General features: G+C 60.0%; 23 protein-coding genes. 11 read left to right on the plus strand and 12 right to left on the minus strand.

What is annotated here, in order from left to right; genetic code table 11:
* The first annotated feature begins 191 nt into the window (after window positions 1–191).
* Window positions 192–1,433 (plus strand): hypothetical protein, encoded by a 1,242-nt coding sequence (locus JNK74_21175; GenBank protein MBL7648696.1) that lies wholly within the window; start codon window positions 192–194, stop codon window positions 1,431–1,433.
* Here the strand turns inward: JNK74_21175 and JNK74_21180 are convergent.
* From JNK74_21180 to JNK74_21200, 5 genes are all read right to left on the minus strand, one after another.
* A complete protein-coding gene (locus tag JNK74_21180; GenBank protein ID MBL7648697.1) occupies window positions 1,430–3,091 on the minus strand; it encodes a hypothetical protein in 1,662 nt (553 codons plus the stop codon). The two genes, JNK74_21175 and JNK74_21180, sit on opposite strands and share 4 nt — an antisense overlap.
* Before the next feature lie 111 nt (window positions 3,092–3,202).
* Window positions 3,203–3,667 carry a YraN family protein gene (locus JNK74_21185; GenBank protein ID MBL7648698.1) on the minus strand — a complete coding sequence of 155 codons (465 nt, stop codon included), beginning with the start codon at window positions 3,665–3,667 and terminating at the stop codon, window positions 3,203–3,205.
* A complete protein-coding gene (locus JNK74_21190; GenBank protein MBL7648699.1) occupies window positions 3,558–4,472 on the minus strand; it encodes a segregation/condensation protein A in 915 nt (304 codons plus the stop codon). The genes JNK74_21185 and JNK74_21190 overlap by 110 nt, the downstream gene beginning before the upstream one ends.
* Window positions 4,473–4,652: 180 nt before the next feature.
* Window positions 4,653–4,934 (minus strand): HigA family addiction module antidote protein, encoded by a 282-nt coding sequence (locus tag JNK74_21195; protein ID MBL7648700.1) that lies wholly within the window; start codon window positions 4,932–4,934, stop codon window positions 4,653–4,655.
* Between the two features lie 20 nt (window positions 4,935–4,954).
* Window positions 4,955–5,251 (minus strand): type II toxin-antitoxin system RelE/ParE family toxin, encoded by a 297-nt coding sequence (locus tag JNK74_21200; GenBank protein MBL7648701.1) that lies wholly within the window; start codon window positions 5,249–5,251, stop codon window positions 4,955–4,957.
* Between the two features lie 206 nt (window positions 5,252–5,457).
* Here JNK74_21200 and bamD point away from each other — a divergent pair, with 206 nt between their 5' ends.
* The 5 genes from bamD to JNK74_21225 all read left to right on the plus strand — a co-directional run bounded on the left by bamD (window position 5,458) and on the right by JNK74_21225 (window position 10,906).
* Window positions 5,458–6,459, plus strand: coding sequence for an outer membrane protein assembly factor BamD (gene bamD / locus JNK74_21205; GenBank protein MBL7648702.1), 1,002 nt, complete (start codon window positions 5,458–5,460; stop codon window positions 6,457–6,459).
* Window positions 6,456–7,031: an LptE family protein gene (locus JNK74_21210; protein ID MBL7648703.1), complete on the plus strand. Its 576-nt coding sequence runs from the start codon at window positions 6,456–6,458 to the stop codon at window positions 7,029–7,031. The genes bamD and JNK74_21210 overlap by 4 nt, the downstream gene beginning before the upstream one ends.
* A 148-nt stretch (window positions 7,032–7,179) precedes the next feature.
* A complete protein-coding gene (holA, locus tag JNK74_21215) occupies window positions 7,180–8,220 on the plus strand; it encodes a DNA polymerase III subunit delta (protein ID MBL7648704.1) in 1,041 nt (346 codons plus the stop codon).
* A 458-nt stretch (window positions 8,221–8,678) separates the two neighbouring features.
* Entirely contained in the window at window positions 8,679–9,764 is a 1,086-nt protein-coding gene (locus JNK74_21220) for a hypothetical protein (GenBank protein ID MBL7648705.1), read from the plus strand.
* A 242-nt stretch (window positions 9,765–10,006) separates the two neighbouring features.
* Window positions 10,007–10,906, plus strand: a complete 900-nt coding sequence (locus tag JNK74_21225) for a hypothetical protein (protein ID MBL7648706.1) — start codon at window positions 10,007–10,009, stop codon at window positions 10,904–10,906.
* A 69-nt stretch (window positions 10,907–10,975) separates the two neighbouring features.
* Here the strand turns inward: JNK74_21225 and JNK74_21230 are convergent, their stop codons facing one another.
* The 3 genes from JNK74_21230 to rfbD all read right to left on the minus strand — a co-directional run bounded on the left by JNK74_21230 (window position 10,976) and on the right by rfbD (window position 13,323).
* Window positions 10,976–11,152: a hypothetical protein gene (locus tag JNK74_21230; protein MBL7648707.1), complete on the minus strand. Its 177-nt coding sequence runs from the start codon at window positions 11,150–11,152 to the stop codon at window positions 10,976–10,978.
* A 315-nt stretch (window positions 11,153–11,467) separates the two neighbouring features.
* Entirely contained in the window at window positions 11,468–12,478 is a 1,011-nt protein-coding gene (rfbB, locus tag JNK74_21235) for a dTDP-glucose 4,6-dehydratase (protein ID MBL7648708.1), read from the minus strand.
* Window positions 12,475–13,323 (minus strand): dTDP-4-dehydrorhamnose reductase, encoded by an 849-nt coding sequence (gene rfbD / locus JNK74_21240; GenBank protein MBL7648709.1) that lies wholly within the window; start codon window positions 13,321–13,323, stop codon window positions 12,475–12,477. Before rfbD ends, rfbB begins: the two co-directional genes overlap by 4 nt.
* 333 nt (window positions 13,324–13,656) lie before the next feature.
* On the opposite strand from rfbD, the gene JNK74_21245 reads away from it, so the two are divergent.
* Window positions 13,657–14,295: an HAD family hydrolase gene (locus tag JNK74_21245; GenBank protein ID MBL7648710.1), complete on the plus strand. Its 639-nt coding sequence runs from the start codon at window positions 13,657–13,659 to the stop codon at window positions 14,293–14,295.
* An 89-nt stretch (window positions 14,296–14,384) separates the two neighbouring features.
* A complete protein-coding gene (locus JNK74_21250; protein MBL7648711.1) occupies window positions 14,385–14,843 on the plus strand; it encodes a cyclic nucleotide-binding domain-containing protein in 459 nt (152 codons plus the stop codon).
* A gap of 3 nt (window positions 14,844–14,846) precedes the next feature.
* On the opposite strand, the gene JNK74_21255 is transcribed toward JNK74_21250, so the two are convergent.
* From JNK74_21255 to JNK74_21270, 4 genes are all read right to left on the minus strand, one after another.
* A complete protein-coding gene (locus JNK74_21255; GenBank protein MBL7648712.1) occupies window positions 14,847–15,713 on the minus strand; it encodes a TIM barrel protein in 867 nt (288 codons plus the stop codon).
* An 88-nt stretch (window positions 15,714–15,801) separates the two neighbouring features.
* The gene (locus JNK74_21260) at window positions 15,802–16,701 is read right to left on the minus strand and encodes a restriction endonuclease (GenBank protein ID MBL7648713.1); all 900 of its coding nucleotides are present in this window, start codon (window positions 16,699–16,701) and stop codon (window positions 15,802–15,804) included.
* A gap of 487 nt (window positions 16,702–17,188) precedes the next feature.
* Complete coding sequence (locus tag JNK74_21265; GenBank protein ID MBL7648714.1) at window positions 17,189–20,671, minus strand: hypothetical protein; 3,483 nt, start codon at window positions 20,669–20,671, stop codon at window positions 17,189–17,191.
* Between the two features lie 1,494 nt (window positions 20,672–22,165).
* Window positions 22,166–24,064 (minus strand): transketolase, encoded by a 1,899-nt coding sequence (locus JNK74_21270; protein ID MBL7648715.1) that lies wholly within the window; start codon window positions 24,062–24,064, stop codon window positions 22,166–22,168.
* A 342-nt stretch (window positions 24,065–24,406) separates the two neighbouring features.
* Between JNK74_21270 and JNK74_21275 the strand changes: the two genes are divergently transcribed.
* From JNK74_21275 to JNK74_21285, 3 genes are all read left to right on the plus strand, one after another.
* Complete coding sequence (locus JNK74_21275) at window positions 24,407–26,131, plus strand: SpoIIE family protein phosphatase (protein MBL7648716.1); 1,725 nt, start codon at window positions 24,407–24,409, stop codon at window positions 26,129–26,131.
* On the plus strand, window positions 26,121–26,546 hold the full coding sequence (locus tag JNK74_21280) for an ATP-binding protein (GenBank protein ID MBL7648717.1): 426 nt from the start codon (window positions 26,121–26,123) through the stop codon (window positions 26,544–26,546). The genes JNK74_21275 and JNK74_21280 overlap by 11 nt, the downstream gene beginning before the upstream one ends.
* Before the next feature lie 102 nt (window positions 26,547–26,648).
* Window positions 26,649–26,963 (plus strand): STAS domain-containing protein, encoded by a 315-nt coding sequence (locus JNK74_21285; GenBank protein ID MBL7648718.1) that lies wholly within the window; start codon window positions 26,649–26,651, stop codon window positions 26,961–26,963.
* Window positions 26,964–26,968 lie beyond the last annotated feature (5 nt).

A 26,968-nucleotide genomic window follows, 5' to 3' on the forward strand; every position in this document is an offset into this window, starting at 1 on the left:
GGAAAGCCGGATGCGGGAAATCTGCACGTCCGGTTTGACGAGGGGGTGGGGCTACGGCCCCACCCTACTCTACTGGTCACGATTCATTTTTGACCACGGAAGGGCACGGGATTTCACGGAAGAAGATGCGCTTGCGGTACTATGGTTGCTCCTCCTCTTCCCTATTCGCTTTGACAAACAGAGGTTGAGCCTTGTCCTACAGCCGTACATCCCTGATCGTCCTTGCATCGCTTTTGCTCTTGGCGCTGCTCCTCGCCGCCTTGCCCGGCACCGCGGATGTCAACGTGTGGAAGATGTGGGTCGATAATCTGAATCGGCTGGGCTTCGTGCAGGGCTTCACCACCGGCGAAGGACACATTCTCCAGCCGCCGCTGGGCATGCTGCTGCTGGTCCTCGCGCACAATGCTTCCGCCTGGATTGGACTGCCCGACCACGTGTGGCCCGCGTGGGGACTCACGAGCTTTGATTTGAGTCTGTGGCTGGCGCTGGTGGCCAGTGCGCTGGCCGTGCGCCACGTGACGCGAAGCCCCTGGCTCGCCGTGGCTTTCGTCGCGGCATTCCTGCTGAATGGCGTGGTCTATGGCTATTTCGACATCTACTGCGTGCCCTTCTGGCTCCTGGGCATGCACGCCAGCACCGAAGAAAAGCCGGGGCGCGCGGCCTTCCTGTTGCTCATCGCGGTGTTGATCAAATGGCAATTCCTGGTCTTCGTCCCCTTTGTTGGGCTGCATTTTCTGCGTGGGCTTTTCCAGTCGCCGATGGAGATCCGCGCCATCGCAAGACGCGCGATGCCGTACCTTCCCGCCGTGTTGCTGCTGGCCGTCGTGCTGCTCCTGCTCGGGCGCGGTTCCATGCTCTCCCTCGCGCGGGGCGCGGCCCACGACACCCTCAGCGGCTACGCCATGAACCTGGGCTGGCTCCTCACCTGGGCCATGCACGTCGTCTGGCCGGATAGCTACGGCCCGCTGCAAAACGGCTACATCGACGTGATTCGCACACAGGACACGCGGGTGCTGGGCCTGTTGAAGGTGCTTTTCTATTCGACCTTCGCGCTGGCCCTCTGGCGACAATGGCGCGCGCCTTCGACGCCGGAAAACTTGTGGCGTTTCATGCTCGCGGGTTATCTGTCCTATTTTCTCTTCAACAAAGGCGCCCACGAGAATCACCTCGTGCCCACGATGCTGGTGGCCGGCTACCTGGCCTGGCGGGAGAGGAAATGGCTTTCAGTAGCGGTTGCCTTCGCGGTGCTTACGAACCTGAACATGTACTTCTTCTATGGGCTGGATGGCGTGGATCGGGGGAATGCTCGGGTCGTGTGGGGTATGGACTGGTCGCTGCCGCTGGCGGTGGTGTATGTGGTCGTGGTGGGGCAGATCTATCTGAAACTGTTGGGGCCGTGGCCAGGGTTCCAGGGACGGCGGCGACGACATTAGTGCGCCCACACGGGCAGGCGGTAGATCGTGAACTGCGTTGACGCGAAGACCTCCTCCAGATCGCTGAATTCGGATTGGGCCGCCCAGTCCCGTTGTTCCCCTTCCGCGAGCACATAGGCCACGCGCCAGGCCTTCGCCGCTTCTTTGAAGGTCTTTTCATCTTTTTCCCGCAGTGCGGTCCACAAGAGCTCCCGGGCCTCCGCCCGTGGGGCATAAGGTACATAGAGGCTGGAAAAGTAGGGGTCATTCGCAACCACGCGTCTGCCCGCGGCGGCCACGCAGTAGAGCCCAGGCCGATCATTGCTGAGGAACACGGCGCCGGGTTTGGTGTTCTCCACGATCCAGTAGTAAGGCGCGAAACTGTCCAACTGATCCAGGCGACGCAGGGCCACGCCGTGATCCCGGGTGAAGCCGTGCCACACGCGAAAGTCTCTGTAGTTCGTTGCGAACAAGACGGCGGCAAGCGCGACGACGCCGAGCACGCGGACCAACGACATCATTTTCTTGCGCTCGCCCGAGAGCGAACCTGTCAGAATGCGTTCCACGATCCAGACGAGTCCCAGCGCAAAGAGAAGGTGCCCTATCGCGATGAGGTAGAGCACGTAGTGGTAGCCTGGATTGATCTGGGGCAGCGTCATGCCGTGCCGCGCGGCCCACTGGGCGAGCAGGCTGTACAGCAGAAAGGCGGAAGCGACGGCGAGCCATGTCGGGACAACCTCCTTGACGAAACGTGGTAGCGCGCGGAAGAAGATCGCGATCAGGCCGACGACCATGAAGGCGCTCTTGAAGCTGATCAGGTCTGTAAGAATGCTCGGCAGGTTTTCCAGCGCGGCGCCTTCCCAAACCCATTCGGTGGGCCTGGGATTGACGACGTGAAGGTGGTATCGATAGAGAATCGAGATGGTGAAGGGAAGACTGACAACGAAAGCGACAACCAATGCGACGCCGAGGCGGGTTGAGCGCGCCAGCGCGGAAGAGCGCTGTCCCGCGCGCGCTTCCCGCAGCGTGGACAAGGTCGCAGTGATGACCATAATCGCGCCGAGGAGCACGGCGGGCGCGGTGTGGCCCAGAAAGGTGAGTCCGAGGAGGCATCCCGCCGCGAGGGCGGAGCGCAGGGACGCGCTGCGCAGGTGAACGACCCAGGCGAGGAGGGTGGCGTAGAAAAGCGCCTGGGAAAGGTGGGGCGCGAGGAGCCAGGGGGAATAGCCGGCCGAAACGAAACTGGGCCTGTCCTGCGGCAGAAGGAACAGGAATGACACCAGAGCGAGCAGCGCGATCCACGCGTCGGTGAGATACCAGACCAGAACAAAGAACGCGATGGGTACGATGAGATTGAGCCAGGGGGCCATACGCACGTTGGCCAGGGGCGGCGGCACATCCGCGGCCCAGGCTCCCGCCGCGATGAGTGCGCCGGTGAGGGGGTTGTACCACAGCCATTCGTCCGCGTAGAGGTAGTCGGCCGGATAGTCGCCGTCGAGGATGATTTGGGCGAGGGCGATATCGCGATAGGCGTCGTTGCCGGGGTGCCACTGCAAGTCGCGGGTGGTGCGCAGCCCGTGAAACAGGGCCACGGCGAGAAAGAAACCCGCGATCGCGAGGGGCGCGAAAGGCGCGACGCGGGACATGCGGGGCGAAGTTTCTACTTGATCAGCGGGCATGCGCGCCACCTTACGTGGTGGCGCGAAGGGGATGCAACTTGCGTTGGAGATGCGGGGAAAGCCCCCGGTTGCACTTCCCCACCACCCCGCGCTGCTGGTCCGGTCCGTTTTTCAGCCGCCGAAGGCATCGCGGAAGAGGGTGATTGTGGGTGCGCCCTGGTCGGGCATGATCACGCTGACGATGTCGAAGCGGTAGTAGACTGTGGGGTCGTCGGCCTGGTCGATGTAGCGCTGGGCCGCGCTTCGGATGTGCTGTTGCTTGCGCGGGCCGACGGAATCCTCCGGGGGAAAATCGTCCAGCACTTTGCGTGTTCGAACCTCCACGAAAGCAATGGTGTCGCCCTCGCGGGCGATGATGTCGATTTCGTACTTGCCCAGGAAGCGGTTGCGCTCCAGGATGCGGTAGCCCTGCTTCTTCAGGAAGCGCGCGGCGGCGTCTTCCCCCCGCCGGCCGAGGGGCTTGGGCTCACGCCTCCACCACATCGGCCCCGGCTCTTGCTTCCTGCTCCTCGTCGTAGGAGTCCTCGCCATAATCCGCGTCGGTGCGCTCGCGCGCGAAGAGGCGGATTTCGCCATAGGTACTGTGCTGGTGGCAGCGGATGCGGCGCATGCGACACAGTTCCAGGATGGCCAGGAGGCAGCACACGAGATGGACCTTCTGGGTATTGTCCGCCTTCAGGTCGGCCCAGGACAGGCTCTCCCGATCCTGGAGCAACTCCTGGATATAGGCGATTTTTTCATCCACGGAAGCGCCTTCCAGTTCCACTTCGTGGAAGGGCTTGGCGGACACGTAGCGGAGGATCGCGCGGATGGCTTTCATGAGGTCGTAGAGGGTGATGTCCAGCAGACCGTCGTCCTCGTCGGGATCGGCCTCCACCTTGGGCTTGGCGGAGCGGGGGAAGTAGTCTTCGGCGATTTCACCGCGGCGCGCGAGGGCCAGGGACAGATCACGGTACTTCCGGTACTCCAGCAGCTTTTCGACCAGCTCGAGGCGCGGATCGTCCTCCTCGATCTCTTCCTCTTCCTCCTCCACCACGTCGACGGGAAGGATCATCTTCGATTTGATCTGGATCAGGGTGGCGGCCATCACCAGGAAATCGCCCGCCGCGTCCAGGTTGTCGTAGGTCATCATTTCCAGGAAGCGGAGGTACTGCTCCGTTACCTTGACGATGGGGATGTCGAAGATATCGATTTCCTGGGACTTAATCAGGTACAGGAGCACCTCGAAGGGCCCCTCGAACTTTTCCAGCTCCAGGCGCAGGACTTCATCGGGAATTTCGTCCTCGATGCCCTCGATGATGATGGGGCCGTCCTTCTCCAGATCATGGGGATCGGCGGCCTCGGGCTTGCTGCCCGCTTCTTTTTTGGGTGCTTTGCTCAAACGAAATGCCTGGGGTTGTATGAAACGACAACCCGCACCAGCGCTGGAAATGAGGGATGGCACGGGGAAGGCGGTCTAAGTGGGTTGTGTAGCGGCCTGACGACCACGGGCATGATCGTAGCGCGTTGGCCGGGCCGATAGCAACCGGGCGGGAAATGGACCTATTGGCCGTTTCGCGGTCTAAGCGCCCTTGCGCTGAGCGAATCGCCGTTCACGGCTTCTCGCCAGGCGGTAGGTGGATTCGAGATTCAGCCAGTAGTGTGCGTCCAAGCCGAGGGTCTCTTCGAGTTGAAGTGCGATGTCCGCGGTAAGCTGCGCCTTGCCGTGGAGGAGGCGGTTCAGGTTCTCTGGATCGCGGCCTATCGCGACGGCGAATTCGGCCAGGGACAGCCCTCGGGCGTCAAGCTCATCTTGGAGATACTCTCCCGGCGGAAAAGCCTCGGCGGGGATTCGCCTCGCCACGCCTGTCTCTTGTGCTCGCATTAGTGATAGTCCTCGATGGCCATTACGACAACGACTTTTTGCTCCAGGGAGCCTTCGAGCCGGAGGATCAGTCGAAACTGGCTGTTGAGTCGCATGGAATGCTGACCCTCGCGGTTGCCCTTAAGTTTTTCAAAGTGCAACCCCTTGCTCAACCGGAAGATCCGTTCGTCGGGGGCATTTCGAATCATGTTCAGGCATTTTCGAAAGGCTCTGACGACGCCGGGTGAGAGCCCCGCGTCGAATTCCGGATCCACTTCCAGGCGATCCAAGTCATCGTCCTCGAATTCCACATTCATCGTCGTTACAGTATATCCCATGATCCGGGAAGTGGCAACCGCCCGATTATTCCCCGTATTTGCCTTCTCCCAGGGGCTCCTGTTAGTATCAAAGCCAGATTACCATGGGATACATGCGGCGGGACCATTCGGACGCTGCGGGTTGGCCGTGAAATACAAGTGTCATTCGGTGCGCGGGCCGCCCGGATTGACTGGAGAATACTTGGATGGATTTGCGTAAGCGCATTGCCCTCATGGGCTTGTTGGTCCTCAGCCTTGGCAGCCTGGACGCTTTTGCCCAGTGGACCTGGACGCCCCAGACGGGCCGCTGGGTCAACTTGAAGCGCCTGCCGAAGGAAACGCCCCAGCTCCAGTTGGAGTATGCCCGCAGCCTCCTGCTGGAGGGAAAATACGACAACGCCTGGCGCGAGACCCGCAAGTTCACCCAGTTCTACGAGGACAGCGAGTTCCGGGACGACAACCAGTTCCTCCGGGGCGAGATCCGCGTGGCCCAGGGCAAGTGGCTGGAAGGGGCGAAGGAGTTTCAGACGCTGATCGCCACCTATCCGGAAACGGATCACTACGACGAAGCCATCGCCAAGCAATACGAGATCGGCGATTTATATTTCGAGCGCGGCCAGAGGAAAATGGACGAGAAGTGGACCCTGTGGAAGAAGCGCCCGCTGAAGCGCGCGGTGGAGGTCTACTCCATGGTGGTGGAAAACCAGCCCTTCACCTCGGAAGCCGCTCGGGCCCAGTACCAGATTGGCCTGTGCCGCTATACCACGGAAAACTATCTTGAAGCGGCCTTCGACTACCGCCGCGTGATCGAAGACTACGCCGGTTCCGACTGGGTGGACGAGGCGAGCTATGGTCTGGCCATGTGCTACTACGACATGTCCCTGCCGGCGGACTATGACCAGACCCCGAGCCAGCTCACCATCGACGCGGTGGAGAGTTTCGCCAGCCGCTACCCCGACGATGAGCGCCTGCCCGACCTGCGCGTGAAACAGGCGGAGATGCAGGAGCGCATCGCCCAGCAGCAACTGCTGACAGCGAAGTTCTACGAGAAGCGCCGCAAGTTCGGCTCGGCGAAGATCTACTATGAAGTGGTGGTGGACAAGTATCCGGACAGCGAAGCGGCCCAGACGGCCTCCGCCTGGCTGGAGGCCCACCAGGGCGTGGAACACATCGGCAGTCCCGCCGCCGCCACGGTAACGCTTCAATGAGCAGGTGGATTACACGTACCGCGATGACCCTGGTGGTTGGCGCGATTCTCGCGGGCTGTGGCTATACCACCCAAAGCTCGCTGGACCCCCAATATCAAACCATCGCCGTGTCGCCCTTTTATGACAAGACGCGGGAGTACGATCTCCAGGCGCCCCTGACCAACGCCGTGACCCGCAAGTTTATCAACGACAGCCGACTCGACGTGGTGGCGCCCGATCAGGCGGATCTGCTGCTGGAGGGCGTGATTCTCAACTACCAGCTCAAGGGTCTTACCTTCGATCAGAACGACGAAGTGACCCAGTACCTTCTCGTAATCACGGCGGGTGTGCGCTTGACCGATGTTCAGAAGGGCGAGGTGCTGTGGGAAGAGAAACTCATGGCCGGCGAGACCAGCTACTACACCCGCGCGGCGGGCCAGTCTTCCGATCGGCTCCGGGGCAATGCGGAGGTCTTCCTTCCGCCCGTCCGCTCTTTCGCCACCGACGAGGAAAACCGGGCCGCCGCCGAAGCGCTGGAGCAGTTGGCATCGGACATTTTCTACCGCACCGTCGAGCCCTGGCCGGAATCCTGAGAATATCCGGACCCGCGCACCTGACTTGAATTCACAGGGACATCAGGGACGGCAGAGACTGCAGAACCTCTTAACCTGCCGTCCCTGTCGTCCCTGATGTCCCTGCAACATTGTCGGCGCAACGTCGCCGCCCACAGGCCTTCGCCCCATGCACGCCAACGAACTGCTTGAACAAATCGGGAAGAAGCCTCTGCCGCCCGTGCTCCTGTTTGCGCCGGGCGCCGCGGCCTTTGGCAAGGAGCCCTGGGAACCGGCCCTGGCGGAGCGCGCCGTGGAGCGGATTATCGCCACCCACGTGGATCCGGGCATGCGCGACATGTGCCTGGGCGTGTACCACGCCGACGAAAGCAAGCCGGGCGAGATCGTGCTGGAGGCCCAGACGCTGCCTTTCCTGGTGGAGCGGCGCGTGCTCATCGTGCGCAACGCCGCGCGCTACAACGCCATGTCCGGCGAAAAGGGCTCCCCCCTTCTGCCCTTGATTGAATATATCGAGTCCCCCTCGGAAACCACGCTTCTCATCCTCATCGCGGAAACGGTGGACAAGCGCAAGAAGCTCTACAAGGCCTGCCAGAAGGGCGGGGCCATCGTGGAGTGCCCCCAACTCGATGATCGCGCCCTGACCATGTGGATCCGCGCCGAAGTCCAGAACCGCGGCAAGGATATCGACGGCGGCGCCATCAACGAACTGATCCACCGGGGCGGCAGCCGCCTGGGCGACATCAACAACGCCATCAACCTCGTCACCACTTACGTGGGCGAGGCGCCGAAAGTGACCCAGGACGATGTGGTCGCCGCCTGTGCCGATGTGGCCGAGGAGACGGTCTGGGCGCTGACCGACGCGATCGCGGCGTCGAACCCCGACAAGGCCCTGAGCACGCTGTTTCAACTGGAAGATATGGGCAAGTCGCCCGACGAAATCATGGGCCTGATCAACTGGCTCCTCGACAGCGCCTATCGCGCCATGCCGCAGACACAGGCGACCATCAAGAGTAATTTTCAAGCCCAGAAGGTGATGCCCCTGGCCAATAAGCTCGGGCTTGAAAAGCTCAAGCGGGCATTCGCATTGTGCACCGAAACCCACCTGGCCATCCGCAGCACGGGCACCGATCAGATGCTCGCGCTGGAGCTGCTGGTGATCAAACTCTCCGCACCCCGGGGCGGTGCGAAGCGACCCGTCGCCCGGGCGTAGAAGTCGCGGGTGGCGCTGGACTCCGGATTGCGAAGAAGATTTCCGGCAATCCTCGGGACTCCAAGTCGTGCCACGCGATTCGGTAACGCCGATTCGTGTGCTCAGTGAGACCAAGGCCCGATGCCGCAATCAAGAGTATGAAAGAGCGGCTCGATTCTCTTGTGGCGTCCAGAAGGTGTCGGCTGGAAGAGCGGTACCGGATCGGAATCCCGCCGTGCGGATCCGTAGTCGTTCATGGGCCGCACTTACTTGGTGACTGGCACACGAATCGGCGTTGCCAAATCGCGTGGCACGGCCCAGGGTGATCGGATTCGCGCGCCGTGTGCTTCGCGAATTTAGAACCCCGTCACCCACAACCTTGTTTGTTGCGCGGTTCCATTCGCGCTGGTACCCCGAGTTCAATTTTGATACCCTTGCTGTTCTCGGAAGAATCTGCAATCGCGGGGAGAAACCTCAGCATGGTAAAGCTCGACAAGCAGTTTGAATGCGGCCAGTGCGGCGCCTCGCTGGAATTCAACCCCGGCGCCAATCAGTTGACCTGCCCGTACTGCGGCCATGAGAATCCTATCGCCGCGCTCGACGTTGCCGTGGAAGAGCAGGACTACCACGCCGCGCTGGAAAACCTCGCCGTTACGGAGGATATGGAAGAGCGCATGGAGGTCAAGTGCGGCTCCTGCGGCGCCTCTTCCACGCTGGGGGCGAATGTGGCGGCCGACGAGTGTCCCTTCTGCGGCACGCCCATCGTGCAGGCGGCCGTAGCAAAGCGCGTATTCAAACCTCGGGGACTACTCTCGTTCAAAATTCGCCGGGAAGACGCCCAGACGGCCTTCCGCGACTGGATCCACAGCCTCTGGTTTGCCCCCAACGCGCTGAAGCAACGTGCAAAGCAGGTGGAGCGCCTTCAGGGTGTATACATGCCCTACTGGACCTTCGACTGCCAGGCTGACACGCAGTACACCGGTCAGCGCGGCGAGCACTACTGGGAAACCGAGACCTATACGGTCAATGTCAACGGCCGCAACCAGACCCAGACCCGCATGGTGCAGAAGACGCGCTGGTATCCCGCCAGTGGCCGCGTGCGCAACGGCTTCGACGATGTACTCGTCCTCGCGAGCGACTCCCTGCCCAAGGAAAAGACCGACGCCCTGGAGCCCTGGGACCTGTCCAATATTTCGCCCTACCAGGACGAGTACCTCAGTGGCTTCAAGGCCGAGAGCTACCACGTCACGCTGGAGTCGGGCTTCGAGTATGCCAAGTACCGGATGGACCCCGTCATCCGCGACACCATCCGCCACGATATTGGCGGTGACGTGCAGTTGATCCATCAGGTGTCCACGCAATACAGCCGCATCACCTTCAAGCACATCCTCCTGCCCATCTGGATCAGTGCCTACCGCTACCACAACAATATCTACCGCTTCCTCGTGAACGGACGCACCGGCGAGGTTCAGGGCGAACGTCCCTGGAGCTGGATCAAGATCACTTTCGCCGTGCTTTTCGCAGCCCTCGCCCTGGGTGGTATGTATTACGCCACGCAGATGTAACCGGTCCGTCCCGCGCTCTCAAAACGGGAGACGGTCCCGCACGCATGGGCGCGTTCCCCTGGTCCGGCGGTGATTGGTACCACCGATCCCTTGATCTGTTCTGGAGGCCTTCCGTGCAGGACAGTCCCCGTTCAGGGAACCTTTTCGACTCCCAGGGCATTCTACTCCTACGGTGCAGTGAAGCCGTGCCTACCACATATTGTGGCCGTGCGCGGCAAATCAACTACAAAGGAGAAGATCCAATGTTGCGTAAGTCACTGGCAATCATCGCCTTATCGGCCACCGCCGCCCTGCCCGCCCTCGCGGGTCCGCCCCAGCCCGAGTCCATCATTTCGGCCCTGGAAAATGCCTACAACGTCCCGAAAATTTTCTTTACGGCCAATACTACGGAAAATGTCACCCCGCTTGGCTCCGATGTGGCCGCCCAGCCCCAGAATTACGTCCAGCGCTATTGTCGCGACGGCAAAAAACTGGATGTGAGCGCAGGGGTCGCGCCGACGCTCGCCGCCGATGCCGCGATGCAATACGAGCGACTGGTGCTGACGCCCACGGCCCGGGTGGCGCTTCGCACGGGTGAAGAATCGGATTCGGTGCCCGTGGCCAAGCCTGCGGCGGAGCATGAAGCCCGCGCCTTTGCGCTGGACCTGCTCCATGGCGGCGAAGCGCTGGATGGTTACCTTGCGGGCGACCTGCAACCCCTGCCCCAGGTGCTGCGCGAAGCGAAGAGCGTAAAGGTGCGTCCGGAAACCGAAGTGGTGGGCGACACACCGTGCGTGGTGGTTGAGGCGACGTCGAAGCACGGTCTTTACACGCTGTGGCTCGATGAGAGCGACGACGCGACCCTGCGCAAAGCCGAAGTGGTGAAGAACAATGGCGACCAGTACAAGGATCTGCCGAAGCTGGGCAAAATGACCGTGGACGGCGCGCCGGTGCGGCGCACACACTTCACGATGGACAACGTGGCGGTGGAGAAGATCAACGGCAAGTCGGTGCCGGTGAGCGCGCGGATGGAAACGACCTACACCCTGAACGATGGTCGCACGCAGACAATCCGCCGCGAACACACGCGCAGCGGCATGGATCTGGATCCCGACTTTGTGGCCATCGGCGCCTTCGATCTGGAGCCCGGCGCGGGCCGGTGAATCACTTGCAACACGCCGGAAATATTATGCGCTCTCCCGCAAGGGGAACACAACACTACCTGGGTGTTATTAATATTGATACATGGAGCTGCCCCATCCGCCCACGAACGCGACCGCACTGTAACGTGAGTCGGTAGCTTCGCCCTTGATATCGCCCAGTTTCATGTAGGCCGGGCCACCCTTCACATCGGCAGCTTCCTGAACGTTCACTTCGGTTTCGTTGGTCAGATCGTTCAACGTAATCATGGCACTATCCTCCGCCCCTGCATGGGGCCTGCTCTCTCCTCACGCCGTCCACCGGCGCTTGAGCAAACGAAGCCGATTCCGTGCCAGAAATGGACGTTGCGCGTAAGATGTTGATTAAACACGCGTTTACGCGGGGAACGTATCGTAGAGTACATTCGATGGCATTCACGTGTTGGTGTAGAAACGAGACCGGGGCCTCGATTTGATGCCGTAATGCCCCAATCGCAGAAGTCCCTTTTCCAATTCCAAAAGAATAACGCCAGGATCGGGGTGCCCGATCCTGGCGTGTGAGTCTGCTCAACTTCAGGTTCGAATTTATGCGCCCTTCAGCGCCGCATACTGGCGCGCGTAGTATTCCTTGAACTCGCCGGACTTGATCTTGCGCCACCAGCCTTCGTTTTCCTGGTACCACTTTACGGTCGTGGCCATGCCGTCTTCCCAGGGCATGGCGGGCTGCCAGCCGAGGGCCTTGAGCTTGCTTGCGTCGATGGAGTAGCGGCGGTCGTGGCCGGGGCGATCGGGGACCCACTGAATGAGGGATTCGTCGCGGTCGGTGAGTTCGAGAATCTTGCGGGTGAGCTCGATGTTCTCGCGCTCGTTGCCACCGGCGACATTGTAGATTTCGCCGGGCTGACCGTTGCGCAGGGCGCAGTCGATGCCGGACGCGTGATCGTCGACGTAGAGCCAGTCGCGGACGTTGTGCTCGCCGCCTTTGTAAAGGGGGAGGGACTGGCGGTCGATGGCGTTGGTGGTGAAGAGGGGCAGGACCTTTTCAGGGTACTGGTGGGGACCGTAGGTGTTGGAGCCGCGGGTGATGATGACGGGCACGTCGAAGGTGTGGAAGTAGGACATGCCGATGAGTTCGCCGCCGGCCTTGGCCGCGCTGTAGGGGTTGCGCGGGGTGACGGGGTCGCTTTCCTTGAAGGAGCCCTCGGGGATGCTGCCATAGACTTCGTCGGTGGAGACGAAGACGACCCGGGCGGTGCCGAGCTGCTTGGCGCATTCGGCCAGGTTCCACACGCCATCCACATTGGTGCGGAGGAATTCCGCCGCACCGAGGATGCTTCGGTCCACGTGGGTCTCGGCGGCGAAATTCACCACCGCGTCGCAACCTTCCATCGCCTTCAGCATCGCGTCTTTATCGGCGATGTCGCCCTGGATGAAGGTGTGGCGCGCGGGGTCTACCCCGGCCACGTTCTCCAGATTGCCCGCATAGGTGAGCTTGTCCACGTTGACGACGTGGACATCGGGGTAATTCGCGAGCTGCCAGCGGACAAAAGCGGAGCCGATGAATCCGGCGCCGCCGGTGACCATAATGCGTTTCATGAATGGTGATTCCTTCGTTCCATGTAGTGGGCCAGGGCTTCGCGCCAGGGGCGCATGACATAGTTGGAGGCCGCGGTGAGGTCGGCCGTATCGAGGACAGAGTAGGCGGGCCGTGCGGCCTTCGAGGGGTAGTCGGCGGCCTTGCAGGGGCGCACGGGGATGGTGACCCCGGCCATTTCCAGGAAGGCCCGGGCAAATTCCAGGCGGTTGCAGGCGCCCGTGTTCACGGCGTGGTAGGTACCGTAGTTCTGGGTCTTCGCCAGGGCGAGGACGGCCTCCGCCAGATCCAGGGTGTGGGTGGGCGACCCGAATTCGTCGTCCACCACGCTGAGCTCGGGGCGGGTCTCCGCCGCACGGAGGACCTTCTCCACGAAGTTGTTGCCGCCGGGGCCATAGAGCCAGGCGGTGCGCAGGATGAAGTGGCGCGGATTGGCCACGATGGTGGCGTGCTCTCCGGCGGCCTTGGTCTTGCCATAAACACCCAGGGGCGCCATGGGATCCGAAGGCAGGTAGGGCGTTCCCTTGGTGCCATCGAAGACGTAGTCCGTACTGATATACACCACGGGGATCTGGTGGTAGGCCGCGAGTTCGGCCACGTTGCGCGCACCCGTCTCATTGGCCAGGAAAGCGGTGGCCACGTCGTCTTCCGCGCCGTCCACATTGGTATAGGCGGCGGCATTGACGAGGAGGTCGGGCCCGAAGGCTTCCACGATGGGCTGGAGCGCCACTTCGTCGGCGATGTCCACCTCGGGCAAATCATGGCCGACGACTTCACATTCCCGTTGAAACACGGAAATGAGGTCGCGTCCCAACTGGCCCTTGGCCCCGAAAATAAGTGTGCGCATGGCTGTATCCTTCCAGAGGGTTGGCTATTCTAGCAAGTAAACAGGCATGGTGCAAAAGTGGAACGGCCCGGGCTAAAGGATCGGTCACGGCTGCCGATAGATAAAGCACGAGGCCGAAACAAGGATGTTGAGGCGACGAGTAAGACACGGAAGTCACCCAAACGTGGAATGCGACAGTCCAAATGACCACGGTGTTTGTCCCAGCACCTGAAGTTATTGTCGCAGGACACAATTCCTCCAAGAGTGCGCCATGACGAGTCCCATTGTCGTGGCGTTTCTTCTTTTGCCCCGGCGAATACGAGAATCCGACCGGTCGCCTGCTATACTGCCCGAATGCCCTCACGCGTAATACTCTTTGATTTCGACGGCGTCATCGCCGATTCCCTCGCGGCGTACTTTCCCGTGTTCGTGGAGAGCTGTCGCGATCTGGGCTTTGAAGGTCCGACCACGCTGGAGGCCTTTCTGGATGTCTTCGATACCAACGCCATCAAAGGCCTGATCCAGGCCGGCGTGCCCATCCTCAAGCTCCGGCGCCTCGGCAAGACCCTGGCGCCCCGAGTCTCCGAGTTGAATCGCCAGGTGCTCCCTTTTCCCGGCATGCCCGAACTGGTCAACCGCCTCACCGCCCGATTCCCGGTCTACGTGGTCACATCCAATGTCACCTCGGCCACGGAGGAATTCCTGGCGCGCCACGGCATCGCCGGACTGAGCGGCGTGGTCGGTTCAGACCAGGAGGCCAGCAAGGTGAAAAAGATCCGGCGGATCCACCGGGCCCACCGAGGCGCGACGCCCTGGTACATCGGCGATACTCGGGGCGACATGATCGAGGGGCACGCGGCCCATGCGGTGACCGTGGCTGTCACCTGGGGCTGGCATGATCGGGCGCGGCTGGAATCGGGAAAGCCCGACCACATCGTGGAATCCGTGGACGCGCTGGCCCGGCTCCTCCACGGGGAAGACACTGCTTTTTAGTTGGCTATTCCCATGCCGTCCTGCTATAACGAAGGGGTGCCGGGCAAGGGATACGGGGTGGCCAGTCTGCAGCAACGAGGAACAAATCCATGGGAACCCAGGAACAGTATCAGATGTATGCCAAGAAGATCCGTATATTCAACGGACTTCAGCCCAGCGAGGTCGAGTTCATCCTCAAGAGCGGCACCATCGTCCACTTTCGCGAAGGCCAGACCGTCTTCCACGAGGGGATGCTCGGCAGCAACCTCTTTATCGTCCTGAGCGGGAAAGTATCCATCTACAATAAGAAGCGCCAGATCGCCATCTGCGACGTGGGCGACGCCTTCGGCGAGATGGCCGTGCTCAACCGCAAGCCCCGCTCGGCCACGGCGGCCGCCAAGAGCGACGTGAAACTCTTCACACTGGACGAGCGCCAGATTAACCAAATCCTGGACAAGGGCGTGGCGGCGAAGCTGCTGCTCAACGTGATTCACGTGCTCAGCGAGCGCCTGGAGCAGGCCAACGCGACGGTTGCGAAATTGCGCGACGCCACGAGCAAGTTCGAGTAGACTCTACGCGTCGCAAATCTGGACGGCATGGCGCAGGGAGGTCACGGGGTCGTTCTTCGGGATGAACTCCTGGGCAATGAAGCCCCTGTAGCCCGTTTCCACGATGGCCTGGCAGATCCGGGTATAGTTCAGTTCCTGCGATTCATCAATCTCCGCACGACCGGGCACGCCGCCCGTGTGGAAGTGGCCGATATGCTGGATGTTGCTCTGGATCGTGGCGATGATGTCCCCCTCCATGATTTGCATGTGGTAGATGTCGTAGAGCAGCTTGAAGCGCTCCGAACCCACCTCATTCACCAGGGCCACACCCCAGGCCGTCTTGTCGCACTGGTAGTCCTTGTGGTTCACCTTGCTGTTGAGCAGCTCCATGCAAATGGTCACACCGAGTTGCTCCGCCAGCGGCGTGATGCGCTTGAGGCCCGCCGCGCAGTTCTTGATGCCCTCCGCGTCCGGAAGGCCGTTTCGGTTGCCGGAAAACACGATCATGTTGGGCAGACCCGCCGCCGCGATGGCCGGCAGCATCTCCTCCGATTTCTTCACCAGATCATCGTGCAGGGCCGGGTTGTTCCACCCCTCCTTGATGCTGCCCGGACCCGCCGCCATGGGGCACGTGAGACCGTGCTTCTGAATGGTGGGCCAATCCTCCGCGCCCAGCAGATCGATGCCCAGAATGCCCATCGCCTTCGCCTGGACCGCAAGCTCGTCCAGCGTCATGTCCTTGTAGCACCACTTGCACACCGAATGCTTCAGGTTGCCCTTCAGGGGCTGAGGCGCGTCTTCCGCAACGGCGGACGCGCCCAGGAGCAAGCCCGTGGGCGCGGCGGCCAGGGCGCCAAGGGCGGATCGGCGGGTAAGGGAAGAAGAGGACATGGCGACATGCTCCATAGGGTTTGGGTTGAGCCGCCATGATGGAGGATTTCACCGGGGGTTTACAAGCGTGCGTGGAGGGACAGCGCCGCTACCTCACGTCCGTTCCCACCTGCGCCACCACATTCACAATACCCCGGCAACGCGGATAGCCCGAACAACCCCAGAACCGGCCGCCCGCATTCGCCCCCTGGCGCGCCGTGCGGATGACCATCACCCCGCCACACTTCGGGCACGCGGGCGTAAGCGTGTCGGGCGCAGCCACCGGCGTAACCACCGGGGCTACCGGACTTGCTGATGCCGTCGCCATCGTCGCTTGGGGCCTGCGCTGCACCGCGCGAATCATCAGCAGTAGCTCCTCGCCGTCCACCAGCCGGATGCCGCTCGCCCGCGCGAAATCCACCGCATCCCCGCTGAACTTGCCCGACGTCACCACGATGCCGCCATCCGCGCCCTCGCTCGACATCACACCCCGAAGCTCCCGCACAATCTTCACGCCCACCTTCCACACCTTCCAATGCTTGCACTGGACCAGAATCAACCGGCCCTCCCGAAACAAGCGAAGATCCACGCCGCCATCCGGCGCACTACCCCCGCCCGGTTCCACCCTATAACCCTCCCGACGAAAGGCTTCCGCCAGCAAGCGCTCAAACTCCAGCCAAGTCAACTCCCGCAAACTCTCCGCGCCGGTCTGGGTGTCGAGGGCGCGGCCGGTAGCCCAGCGCTTCAGCGGGGAGGCCGCACCCACGAGCAGGATTATCCCCGCGGCCAACGGCGCAACACTGACCGAGACCTTGGAGAAAACACCAAAGGGGAGCGAAGTTACCGGGGAATCAGTCGCATTTGCCATAAAGATCGCCGGTACGATCATGGCCAGGAAGACGTATACCAACGCGGCGACAAGCGGTCCGCCCCACCACGGAAGGACGGTGACGAGGGTGAGAATTTCTTCGAAAAGGGATTCGTTGTTTTTTCGACTGAGTCTTGGCATTTCTTTAAGCCCCTTGCCCTTGGCTCATGTGCTCAACTTTTTTGTAGTCGAGACCATCAAATTGTAGTCAAAAGTTAACCAAACGATCCGCGACGTGTTTGGCCAGTATTGATTACGAATGTTCCTAAGGTCATTATCTTTCGGCCATAGAAAATGGACATGCCCGAAACGGCGTGCGTGCGCCACTGCACCCTCACGATAACGCCTTTCGGCCCGAAGGGCCAGCGCAGCCTCCAGCCCTGGGCAACGCCCAGGGAAATTTCGCCCCGCAAATTTCAGCCCTGTAAGGGCGGCGCAGGAGCGTGTCTTATCTCATACAGGTCATTTCGCCCGATTCGAAGAGTCTCTTCGGCGAGTATTTATAGGTCGTCTGGCGTACCAGCGAAGGGTAGGACTCTAGTTTCCAGAAAAGCCGCAGGGACTTTCAAGCCCTTATGGATACATGTATCTAATGAACTGGAAGCACTTTCCTCTTAGGAACCGCTTGTCACGTCTTTAAAAGTCCAGTAAATGACGCAACAAGAAGCGTGGTTAAGACCCACCCGGCAGTAATCTGAAACCGCTGCCAAAGCCAAAGCCCCTGCCATTCAGTCCACCATATCGAAGCCCAATTCCTCACACCCGGCCATTTCCATTCCAACAGCCACTTCCACTGCCAAGGTGGAAGATTGCCACTTGCAGGTATCCAGTATGTGCTCTGCTGGAGGTCAATAATGGGCAGGAAGAGGTCGATAGAATAGACGAGCGAATTGTATCGGGGATAATATCGCGGAGACCCGCTCTTCAAAGAGTCCTCAAACGCTTGAGGGTCACTTGGCACCATTCTCCCCTTTTGGTGTCCAAATGAGAATATTAAAAGTCCAATCGCACATACCAACAAAGACCACCCCACGGAATTCCAAGGTTTATAGCCATAGGCGATAGCGCGATAAAGGAAACTGTCCCAAACCTTTCTGTACCACGATGAAGGTTGCCGACTTTGTTCTCGCTCTCGCTCAATTCGGACTTCACGTGCCTCTGAAGCCTGCCCTGTTTTCTCCAGGACCTCTGCAAGCTGTGTATATGGGCCCGGTTGAAAGCTCCCGTTGAGCTGTCCTCCTTTGAGCCAATGTAGCCTGCTTGCGACATCTCGTGGAGAGCTGCTTGCAATTCTATCATAAGAGAATTCTCCGAGGTCATACTTGCTGCAAACGGCCCAGCTTTCCATATCGTCACTCAATGTTCCGATGGACATATGTTGAAGGTCCAAGCTGAAATCATTGCGATCTCCACTCCTGCCCACGGAAAATATGAAGTGCTTTCTTACTACCGAGGCGAGTAGACTTACGTGGCCTTGGAACGAGGCATCTTTCCCAACAACCATGGACCCGTCAATTGTAGTCATTTCGGCACTGAGAGCTCTCCCATGAGGGTTGCTCAGATCGGCTTGCGATATTTTCACATCGCCGCCAACCGTTGCTGCGTTCAAGTCCACTTGTCCTTTCGATGAAAATCCGCCGATCAACAGAACCTCTCTACCAATATTCGCCCCTCCGACGTTCAATGCATGCCCTGATGGGTTGTCGAGAATTGCTCCGCCGCACTCAACATTTACCGCTATATTCGCCGCGAGAAATCGGACTTCACCCTCGGCATGAAATCCATCGATTAAGAATAAGGCTCCTCCGATTGTTGCGCTATCTGCTGCAAGGGCGGTGCCTCCTGGATTACTTAGCATAGCCCCAGGGCAAGCTAGGCTGCCATCAATTTTTGTTCCGTTTAGAGCGACCTCTCCTTTGGCCTGAAACCCCTTATTTAGGAACACCCAACCTTTCACTACGACCCCATTGGCACTCAATGCACGACTCCCGGAGTTATTTAGCGCAGCACTTCCGAACTCCAGATTCGCCCCAATCTCGGCATGGTTCAGACGGATCTCCCCATTACATGTGAATCCATTGTTTAGAAATACTGTGTCGCCTGCGTACAACCTGTCCCCGTCGATCGCGCAACCATTCGGAGCATCAATGTGAGCTCCACTACAATCAACTTTTCCACCTATCCGCGCATTCCGAAGTCGAACCTGTCCTTTCGCGGTAAAGCCTTTGCTGAGAACCAAATTTCCGGCCACCGTGGCGGATTCTGCGAGGAGCGAAAAGCCAGCAGAATTTTCAAGCGCAGAACCGAGGCACTCGAAATTCCCATCAATAGTAGCCCCGAAGAACCTGACCTCACCTTCGGCCCTAAATCCCTTCCGAAAGAAAACAGAACCGGAAACTGTTGAGCCTTCAACCACCAGAGCGAAACCGCCGGGATTGCGAAGCGTAGAGTCCATGCATTCGATATTGGACCCCACTTCTACGTTTGAAAGGATTATTGCGCCATCAACAAGCGAACGGTTCTTAATCGTGAAGGCCCCTTTTATATCCGCGCGCTCTGCGTTGAGTGCCTTACCATTCTTGCTGCTCATTGTTGCCGAGCTGCATTCCAAATTCCCTCCGATAGCCGCACCATGTAAGCGAATTGATCCCTCTGAAAGGAAGTTCTCCTTGAAGAATACACTTCCCGCTACCTCCAAGTTGTCGGCAACAATCGCATTCTCTTTTTCAGTTTTGAAGCTGGCTCCATCACAGTAGAGATTGCCACCGACTTTCGTACCGAGGAGCCTTACTTCCCCGTCTGCAACTATTCCATCGAAAAGCAAACTCGATCCGATTGTTGCCCCCTCCGCATCAAGCGCTCTACCCTCACTGTTTTTCAAAGTTGCCCCAGCGCAATTGAGGAAATTGCCCATTACTGTCCTTACCAACTGGACTTCGCCGTCCGCGGTAAAGCCAGCGTTCAGGAGTACAAGACCCTGAATCCTTGCCCCAGGAGCGCTTAACGCCTTACCGTTGGCGTTCGTCAATGAAGCGCCGGTGCAGCGCAACGAGCCGCCGATTTCCGCAGTAGCAAAGTCTACGGAACCGTTTGCAGCAAAGCCACTGTCTAAGAATACGCTACCTTTGATAGTCGCCTGAACCGCTTTCAAAGCTTCCTTGTTGCGGTTGCTTAGTGCTGTTCCAGTGCATACAAGATCACTGCCCAAACTGACGCCATCCAAATTTAGGTTCGCTTTTCCGTCTGCTATGGTGTCTACCTCGGGTGATTTGTTCTGATCGAGCTTTGCGTTATTGTCGCTTGGAGGGTGCTCTCCCGAAAACCTGAATGTTGATCGAATTGCCTCCAGCCTGTTTCCTATATACGCACCTACAAAGCGAACTTCACCATCGGCGTTGACGCCATTCAGAAAAGCGGCTCCCGCAATATTAGCCCGGTCTGCATTAAGGGCGAAGCCGGCAGGGTTACAGAATACGGATCCATCGCACATTAGGTCACCACCAATTCTTGACGCGCCAAGACAGACCTCACCTTTTGCGGCGAAGCCTCGATTCAGTTGAAGACTGTCTCGAATGGTAGTGCCTACTACCTTTAATGAGAGATTTGTTCCGGGTATCGGGCCGACATGCGACCCGGAAAGCGCTACTATTCTCAGGTCCGCGCTTGTTAAATCTACTCCTTCTGGAATTGAGCATGAGAGAATTACCACTGGAAAAGGCACGTTTGAGAAGGCCAGATTTAATGTCCCCTGAATTTGCGCTCCCTGAACTTGCACACCATGACGGGTAACCAGTTTGATGGCAGCAGGGTCGGTAAGAAGCCACTCCAAATGTTTCGCTGATAGTGTGTCGCTCGTACTCCAATTCGAGTCAGTAGAGGTTGCGCTTAGCTGTTCCCCGGTCCGATTGCTAAAGACCGCCATCTGGCTCTTCTCGACCTTACTGATGAGTTTCCGAAAAGGATGGTTAGAATCCAGCGAACCAAACTCATTTTCAGCAAGTTGAACTAAAGGCGACAATTCTTTCATCGATTGAGTGTCCTCTGCAAAGCCGTTAGGTATGGATACGGTGACGAGACCAAGAAGGAAGACAACAGTTGCCGCTATACGCATTGTAGTTGAACCTCTCTGTGCACCATAGTCGCTGATCGCGAAACCCGATTCTAGGTCATCAGTGAGTCGACTGCCATTGAAGTCCTAGATACTCAGCCACTGCTTTAACTCTACAATCCACTCCCAATGAATCCCAGTCTATGCGCGAACGGGAGATCTGTAAACCACTTCAGCCCTGAGTCATATACTCCGCAGGCTATACCAATATTCAATTGAACAGAATCCAAAATTGTTGAGGTCCGCTTCAATTCTAGAGACGGATCTATTGCCTTGACGGCATGTTCTTTTAGAAAAGTATACACGCCAAGTGCCGCATCACCCCTACCGGACAGTGCCGTAGCGGGCGGGCTGGGGGATTCTTCTTGGCATAGGGGGATGGAAGAGGAGGCCCCGAATTTTTACTGCCAGAATCGGAGCGCCACGCTCTTGGCGGTGGTCCCCTCATTGTTTTGGGGTGGCCACCATTCCCCCGGAACACCTCACCCGGATTGTAGGGGCATAATAGCGCAATGGCGGGATGAAGTCTACTGGATTATTTTGGTGGGGGAACTCGTGTTAACATGTGCAATCGGGGGAGAGTTCTTTGAGGCTGGGTCTCGCTTTTGGGGGCTTTTGAGTGGAGGATTATCGAGAGCTTGCTGGATTGTGGATGCCGCATTATTGTGTCGCCCTTACAGGGCTCTGCAGTGGGGGTGCCATTCCCTGGGCGTTGCCCAGGGCTGGAAGCTGTGATGGCCTTTCAGGCCGGAAGAGGGTTTGGCGTCCTTCGGTTTTCCCCCGTCGCGCCGGAGGCGCAATGCAGGCGGAGACGCCTGTCCGTCGCGGCGCATCTCCGACGCTCCCAGCCTTGCCGGGTTCCGATTCGAGCGCCAACGGGGGTTAGGCATTCCTGCCTGACCGGACGCCCGCTTGAGGCTGGAGATAACTTTTTTTATTGCGCATGTCGTTGGTCGTGAAAGGACGGTGAAGGGCCTGTCGGCGGCAAGCGCGTGCTTTGTGTCAGGCAGGAATGCCTAACCCCCTTTGGACCGCCTTAACAAGGGAAGTTCGTATACGCGGCGTGGTGCCGTTGGAGGACTTGGGCGTGCTTTGTGTCAGGCAGGAATGCCTAACCCCCTTTGGCCCGCCTTCATGAGGGAAGTTCGTATATTCGGCGTGGTGCCGTTGGAGGACTTGGGCTTGCTTTGTGTCAGGCAGGAATGCCTAACCCCCTTTGGCCCGCCTTCATAAGGGAAGTTCGTATACGCGGCGTGGTGCCGTTGGAGGACTTGGGCTTGCTTTTTGTCAGGCAGGAATGCCTAACCCCCTTTGGCCCGCCTTCATAAGGGAAGTTCGTATATGCGGCGTGGTGCCGTTGGAGGACTTGGGCGGGCTTTGCCGCAGACAGGAATGACTGCGCCCCTCGGGCCGACGATACGCCGAGGGGCTCAACAACAAAACGCGGCCCCGGAGGCATCCTCCGGGGCCGCGCTTTAACGTGCTTGTCTTGTTGTCTTACTTCGCCAGCGTCTTGATCTTGGCCAGGATGCTGTCGGGGTCGAGGCCCTGGTGGGCGATGTGTTCGGGGATGCCGCCTTCGCCGGGCTTGGTGACGGCCATGACGCCGAGTTTGGGGGCGAGGCCGCGTTCGAGGAGCCAGGTGCCGTAGCGGCTGCCGAGGCCGTTGTTGGCGTTTTGCGCTTCAACCACGAGGGCGAAGGGCGATCCACCGACTTTCTTCATCATGTCTTCGTCGATGACGTTGAGCGTGGGCTTGTTGATGAGGCCGACGTCGATGCCTTCGGCGCGGGCGCGGTCGACGGCGTCTATGGCGCGGTAGAGCATTTCGCCGTAGCTGACGACGTAGCCGGCTTTGCCTTCGCGGATGACTTCATCTTTGCCCGCGACGAACTGGTAGCTGTCGTCGTAGAACTTGGAGCCGTCTTCCTTCGCGATGAAGGGGACTTTGCTGCGGGTGGTGAAGACGTAGCGGATGCCGTTGTCGTTCCAGATGGTGTTGACGAGGCTCTTGAGCTGGCCGGCGTCGGCGGCGAAGTAGAGGCGGGTGGTGTCGCCTTCCTGGATGCCGCTGTGGGCGAGCCACACGTTGATGCCGTAGTGGCAGGTGTTGTCGGCGATTTCGTCCACGCCCGCGTGGGAGAAGTGGCAGATGACGTTGGCGTTGTTCAGGCGGGCCATGGTGGCCTCGGAGATGATCATCTCCAGGAAGGCGGAGAAGGTGCTGAAGATGCCCTGCTTGCCGGGGAGGGAGCCGAAGCCGGCGGCGGCGGAGAAGTTGCCGCGCTCCTGGACGCCGCCATTGATGCAGACGTTGGGATGGGCAACGCGGATGCCCTTGAGGCCCGTGGAGCCTTCGAGGTCGGAGTCGACCACGAGCACTTTGCTGGCGCGCTCGTCGGCGGGGATGGTGTCGAGGATGGCGTTGACGATGGTGCCGAATTCCGTGCGGTTGCTGGCGGATTCCTTGGTGGAGCCCACATAGGAAACGCTGGTGGCGGTCTTCGGGATGTTGTTGAGGTAGTCAATCGCCGCGGTGTGGCCCTTGAGGGTCAGGTAGTTGATGGCGGAGGCCTTGTCGATCACGTCGTGGCCGGCGTGGGTGCCTTCGATGCCCGGGATGCCGGGGGCCATCTTGCGCTTGTTGATGAGGGCGACCGGGCCGCTGGTGTTCACGGCCATGAGCATGCGGGCGTAGAGCGCGTCGAAGTCTTCGCCGTCGCCCGTGTCGACCGTGAGGCCGTGGCCGGCGAGGGTCTTGCCCACGTCATAGCCGGGAAGGTAGTCCGCTGGGTGGCCGGAAATGGTCACGTTGTTGTCGTCGACGGCGAGCTTCACGTTGAGCTGCTGGGCCACGGCCAGGCGCGCGGCCTCGGCGTCGTTGCCTTCCATCTGGGAGCCGTCGGAGCCAAACATGAAGACCACGCCGTTCGGGTGGGCCTTGGCGACGCCGTTGACGAAGGGCCACATGTGGCCCAGGCGACCGGAGGCGAATTTGATGCCCAGGTGGGGATCCACTTCGGGGTGGCCGTAGAGGCCCTCGCCCGCCGCGCGATACTGGAGGAGCTTCTCGAAGGGCATCTCGCCGTTGAAGGCGCTCATGGCGTACTGGATGGCAACGCGGTGGCCGCCTTCATCGAAGTAGGCCGGGTAAACGCGGTCGCTGCCCTTCATGAAGCTGTCGGCGATGAGCACTTCCGGGACGATGCTGTAGGCGCCGCCGGTGTGGCCGCCGAAGCCGCGCACGCCGGCCACCGCCGTGAAGAACACGATGGTGTCGCGCACGATTTCGATGTTGGCGAGGAGCTGGGCCTTCTGTTCCGGCGTCAGGGGCGCATTCTTGAAGGGGTCAATGGCAACCGGCTTGTAGTTGCTGGTGTCGATGGAAAAAGACATGGGTTCTCCTTTGTTTCCATGGCCGGGACTGCCCAGGCAGGGCGGCTCGCCGGTTGAGTCCAGACTTCGAATGTTGGGAAGGGCGTATGCGGCGCGGCCCCGGCGTAACGCCCGATCACGTTACGGTGGCCCTCAGCACCCGGCGGAATGGCGGGACGGGCTTGAGGACCGTGCCAGCAAGACGAGGCAGTATAGCAGAGCCCCGCAGGCAGTTGACAATTGACCGCTTACAATGGACAGCGAGAGGACGGATAAGTCGGACGGGTCCGATATAATGTATCGGTCCTATCGGCCCCAACGTGGTCCATTGTCCATTGTCAATTGCCAATTTGGATCTGTACAATGGCCCCTTGTCTCGATGAGGAGTATCAAGTGCTTCGGGGATTTCTCATAGTCGATGCTGACGGGCGCAAAGTGCCGGTCGACGATTCTCTGGTCATTGGCCGCACGGCGGACAGCGGCCTGATGATCGACGACAATGCGGCGTCGCGTCGTCACATGGAAATCAAGGCCCGACCGGACCGGTTTATCTGGAAGGATCTGGGCAGCACCAACGGCACGATCCTCAATGGGGCGAAAATGCTGGCGGGCGAGCTGAAGAACGGGGACAAGATCCAGATCGGCGAGACGACCCTCTCTTTCGTGGTGACGGGGCATGCGGAAAGCCGCGACGGCGCACCGGAACCCATCGTGGAAGAGGGGCGCCTGTTCACGGAAACCATCATGGATCATCAGGGGATGGTGAAGAAGCCCCATGAGGGCCCGTCCAAGACCACCAAGCTTCTGGAAGCGGTCTATTCCGTGGCCAACGAGATTGCCACGAACTACGACACCTGCAGCCTGATGGACGGGGTGCTCAAGAAGACCTTGAAGGCCATCAACGCCCAGCGCGGCGCCATTTTCCTCGCGAGTCTGGATGCCGAGCTCCTGCCCTGCTCCGAATGCGGTTTTGTGCACAGCATCGCCAACGGGCAACTGCGCCCGGCCCAGATCGGCGATATTCTCATCAGCAGCACGGTGGCCAGCCGCGTGATCCGCGACGGCGAGAGCGTGCTGTATCAGGATACCGACAGCGACATGGAGTTGAATGCTTCCGAGAGCATCATGTCGCTCCAGTTGCGTTCCATCATCTGCGTGCCGCTCCGCGCGAAGCACGGCATTCTGGGCATCCTGTATATCGACACGGATCGCCAGGATCAGAATTATTCTCATGACGACCTGCTGCTCGCGGCCTCGGTGGGCAACAGTGCGGGTTTGGCGCTGGAAAATGCCCAGATGCACCAGCAGATCCTGGAAAAACAGCGGATCGAGCAGGATCTGGCCACGGCCTGGACCATCCAGGAAGGCTTCCTGGTCAAGGAATGGCCGAACGACCCCCGATTCGAGGTCTATGGCGAGACGCGGCCCGCAAAGACCGTGGGGGGCGATTTCTACGACTATGTGCGGCGCGGGCGCGACAGCGTGGGCATTCTCATTGGCGATGTGAGCGGGAAGGGCGTGCCCGCGGCGCTGACCATGGCCCAGTTGCTGGCGCAATTTCGCCTGCTCTGCCGCGATCTGGAAAGTCCCCTGGAAGTGCTGCGGGAATTGAATCGCGGCCTGGTGAAGCGGAGCCAGCGGGGCATGTTCTGCACGATGTGCTATCTTATGATCGATTTAAACACCGGGCACGTGGTCTGCTGCAACGCGGGCCACCATCCCGTGGTCCAGATCGGGCGAAACGGCGTAACGACCTTTGGCGACGCCACGGGCCCGCCGGCGGGTATTTTGCCCGAGGGGCCCTGGGTGGAGACGCGCTCCATGATCGCGCCGGGGGACAGCCTGCTGCTGTACACCGATGGCATCGTGGAGGCCCGGTCTACGACGACCCTGCTGGAGGGGGCGACGCCATCGCCTCCGGTGGAGTACGAAGAGGAAGGATTGCGCCGGTGCACGGGGCGCCTTTACGGCGAATCGGCCCAGGCGCTCATCGAAGCGGTCATCTACGATGTGCAGCGTTTTACGGCGCCCGCCGCGCCCCACGACGACTGCACGATGATGGCGATGAGGTATATCGGTGCACGATAAAGACCTGTCCATAGTATTCCGGTCCTCCCCGAAACTCCTGTGCGATGTCCGGGCCATGATCCGCAGTTATCTCATCAACCAGGGGGTCCAGGACGACAAAGTGCAGGAATTGGTGCTGGCGGTGGACGAAGCCTGCACCAACGCCATCCGCCACGCCTACCGGGGCGCTCCGGACCAGTTTCTGGAACTTTCCATGGATTCGCGGGATGGATGGATAGAACTGGTGGTGCATGACGACGGGATTCCCGCGCCCTACGACCGGGTGCGGCGCAAGTCGGAGGAGGATATACTGGCGGAGGCGTTGACCCCCGGGGGGCTGGGGATGCATCTCATTTATAACGTCTTTGACGACGTGGAGTTTATGCCGGGCGATGGTCAGGGCAATACCATCGTAATGCGGCTGCGGAAAGTGTAACATGAGGGGGGAATTTTACTCGGGATCATCCGCCACGGCCGGCGGCGGGAGCGTATGGGAGCTTGCCCGCCCGGCGGTGGAGATACATAAAGGTCTAATCGCATGGCACTTGAGTTGAAACAGGTGGAGCAGGACGGCAACTGCATCGTGGAGGCGAAGGGCGAGATCGATCTGTATTCGTCGCCCCAGCTTCGCGAGGCAATTCTGAAGGCCTGCAAGAGCACCAAGCAGAAGGTGGGCGTCCGCCTGACGGACGTGGCCTATATGGACTCCTCCGGCGTGGCCACGCTGGTGGAGGGCCTGCAGGCGGCGGGCGGCGCGGCGTCTTTCCTGCTGCTGGCGCCTTCTCAATCGGTCATGAAAGTTCTCCAGCTTTCCCGCCTGGATTCCGTGTTCAGCATCGTGGAGCAGATGTAACCGGC

The organism is Candidatus Hydrogenedentota bacterium (assembly GCA_016791475.1).
Lineage (GTDB): Bacteria > Hydrogenedentota > Hydrogenedentia > Hydrogenedentales > JAEUWI01 > JAEUWI01.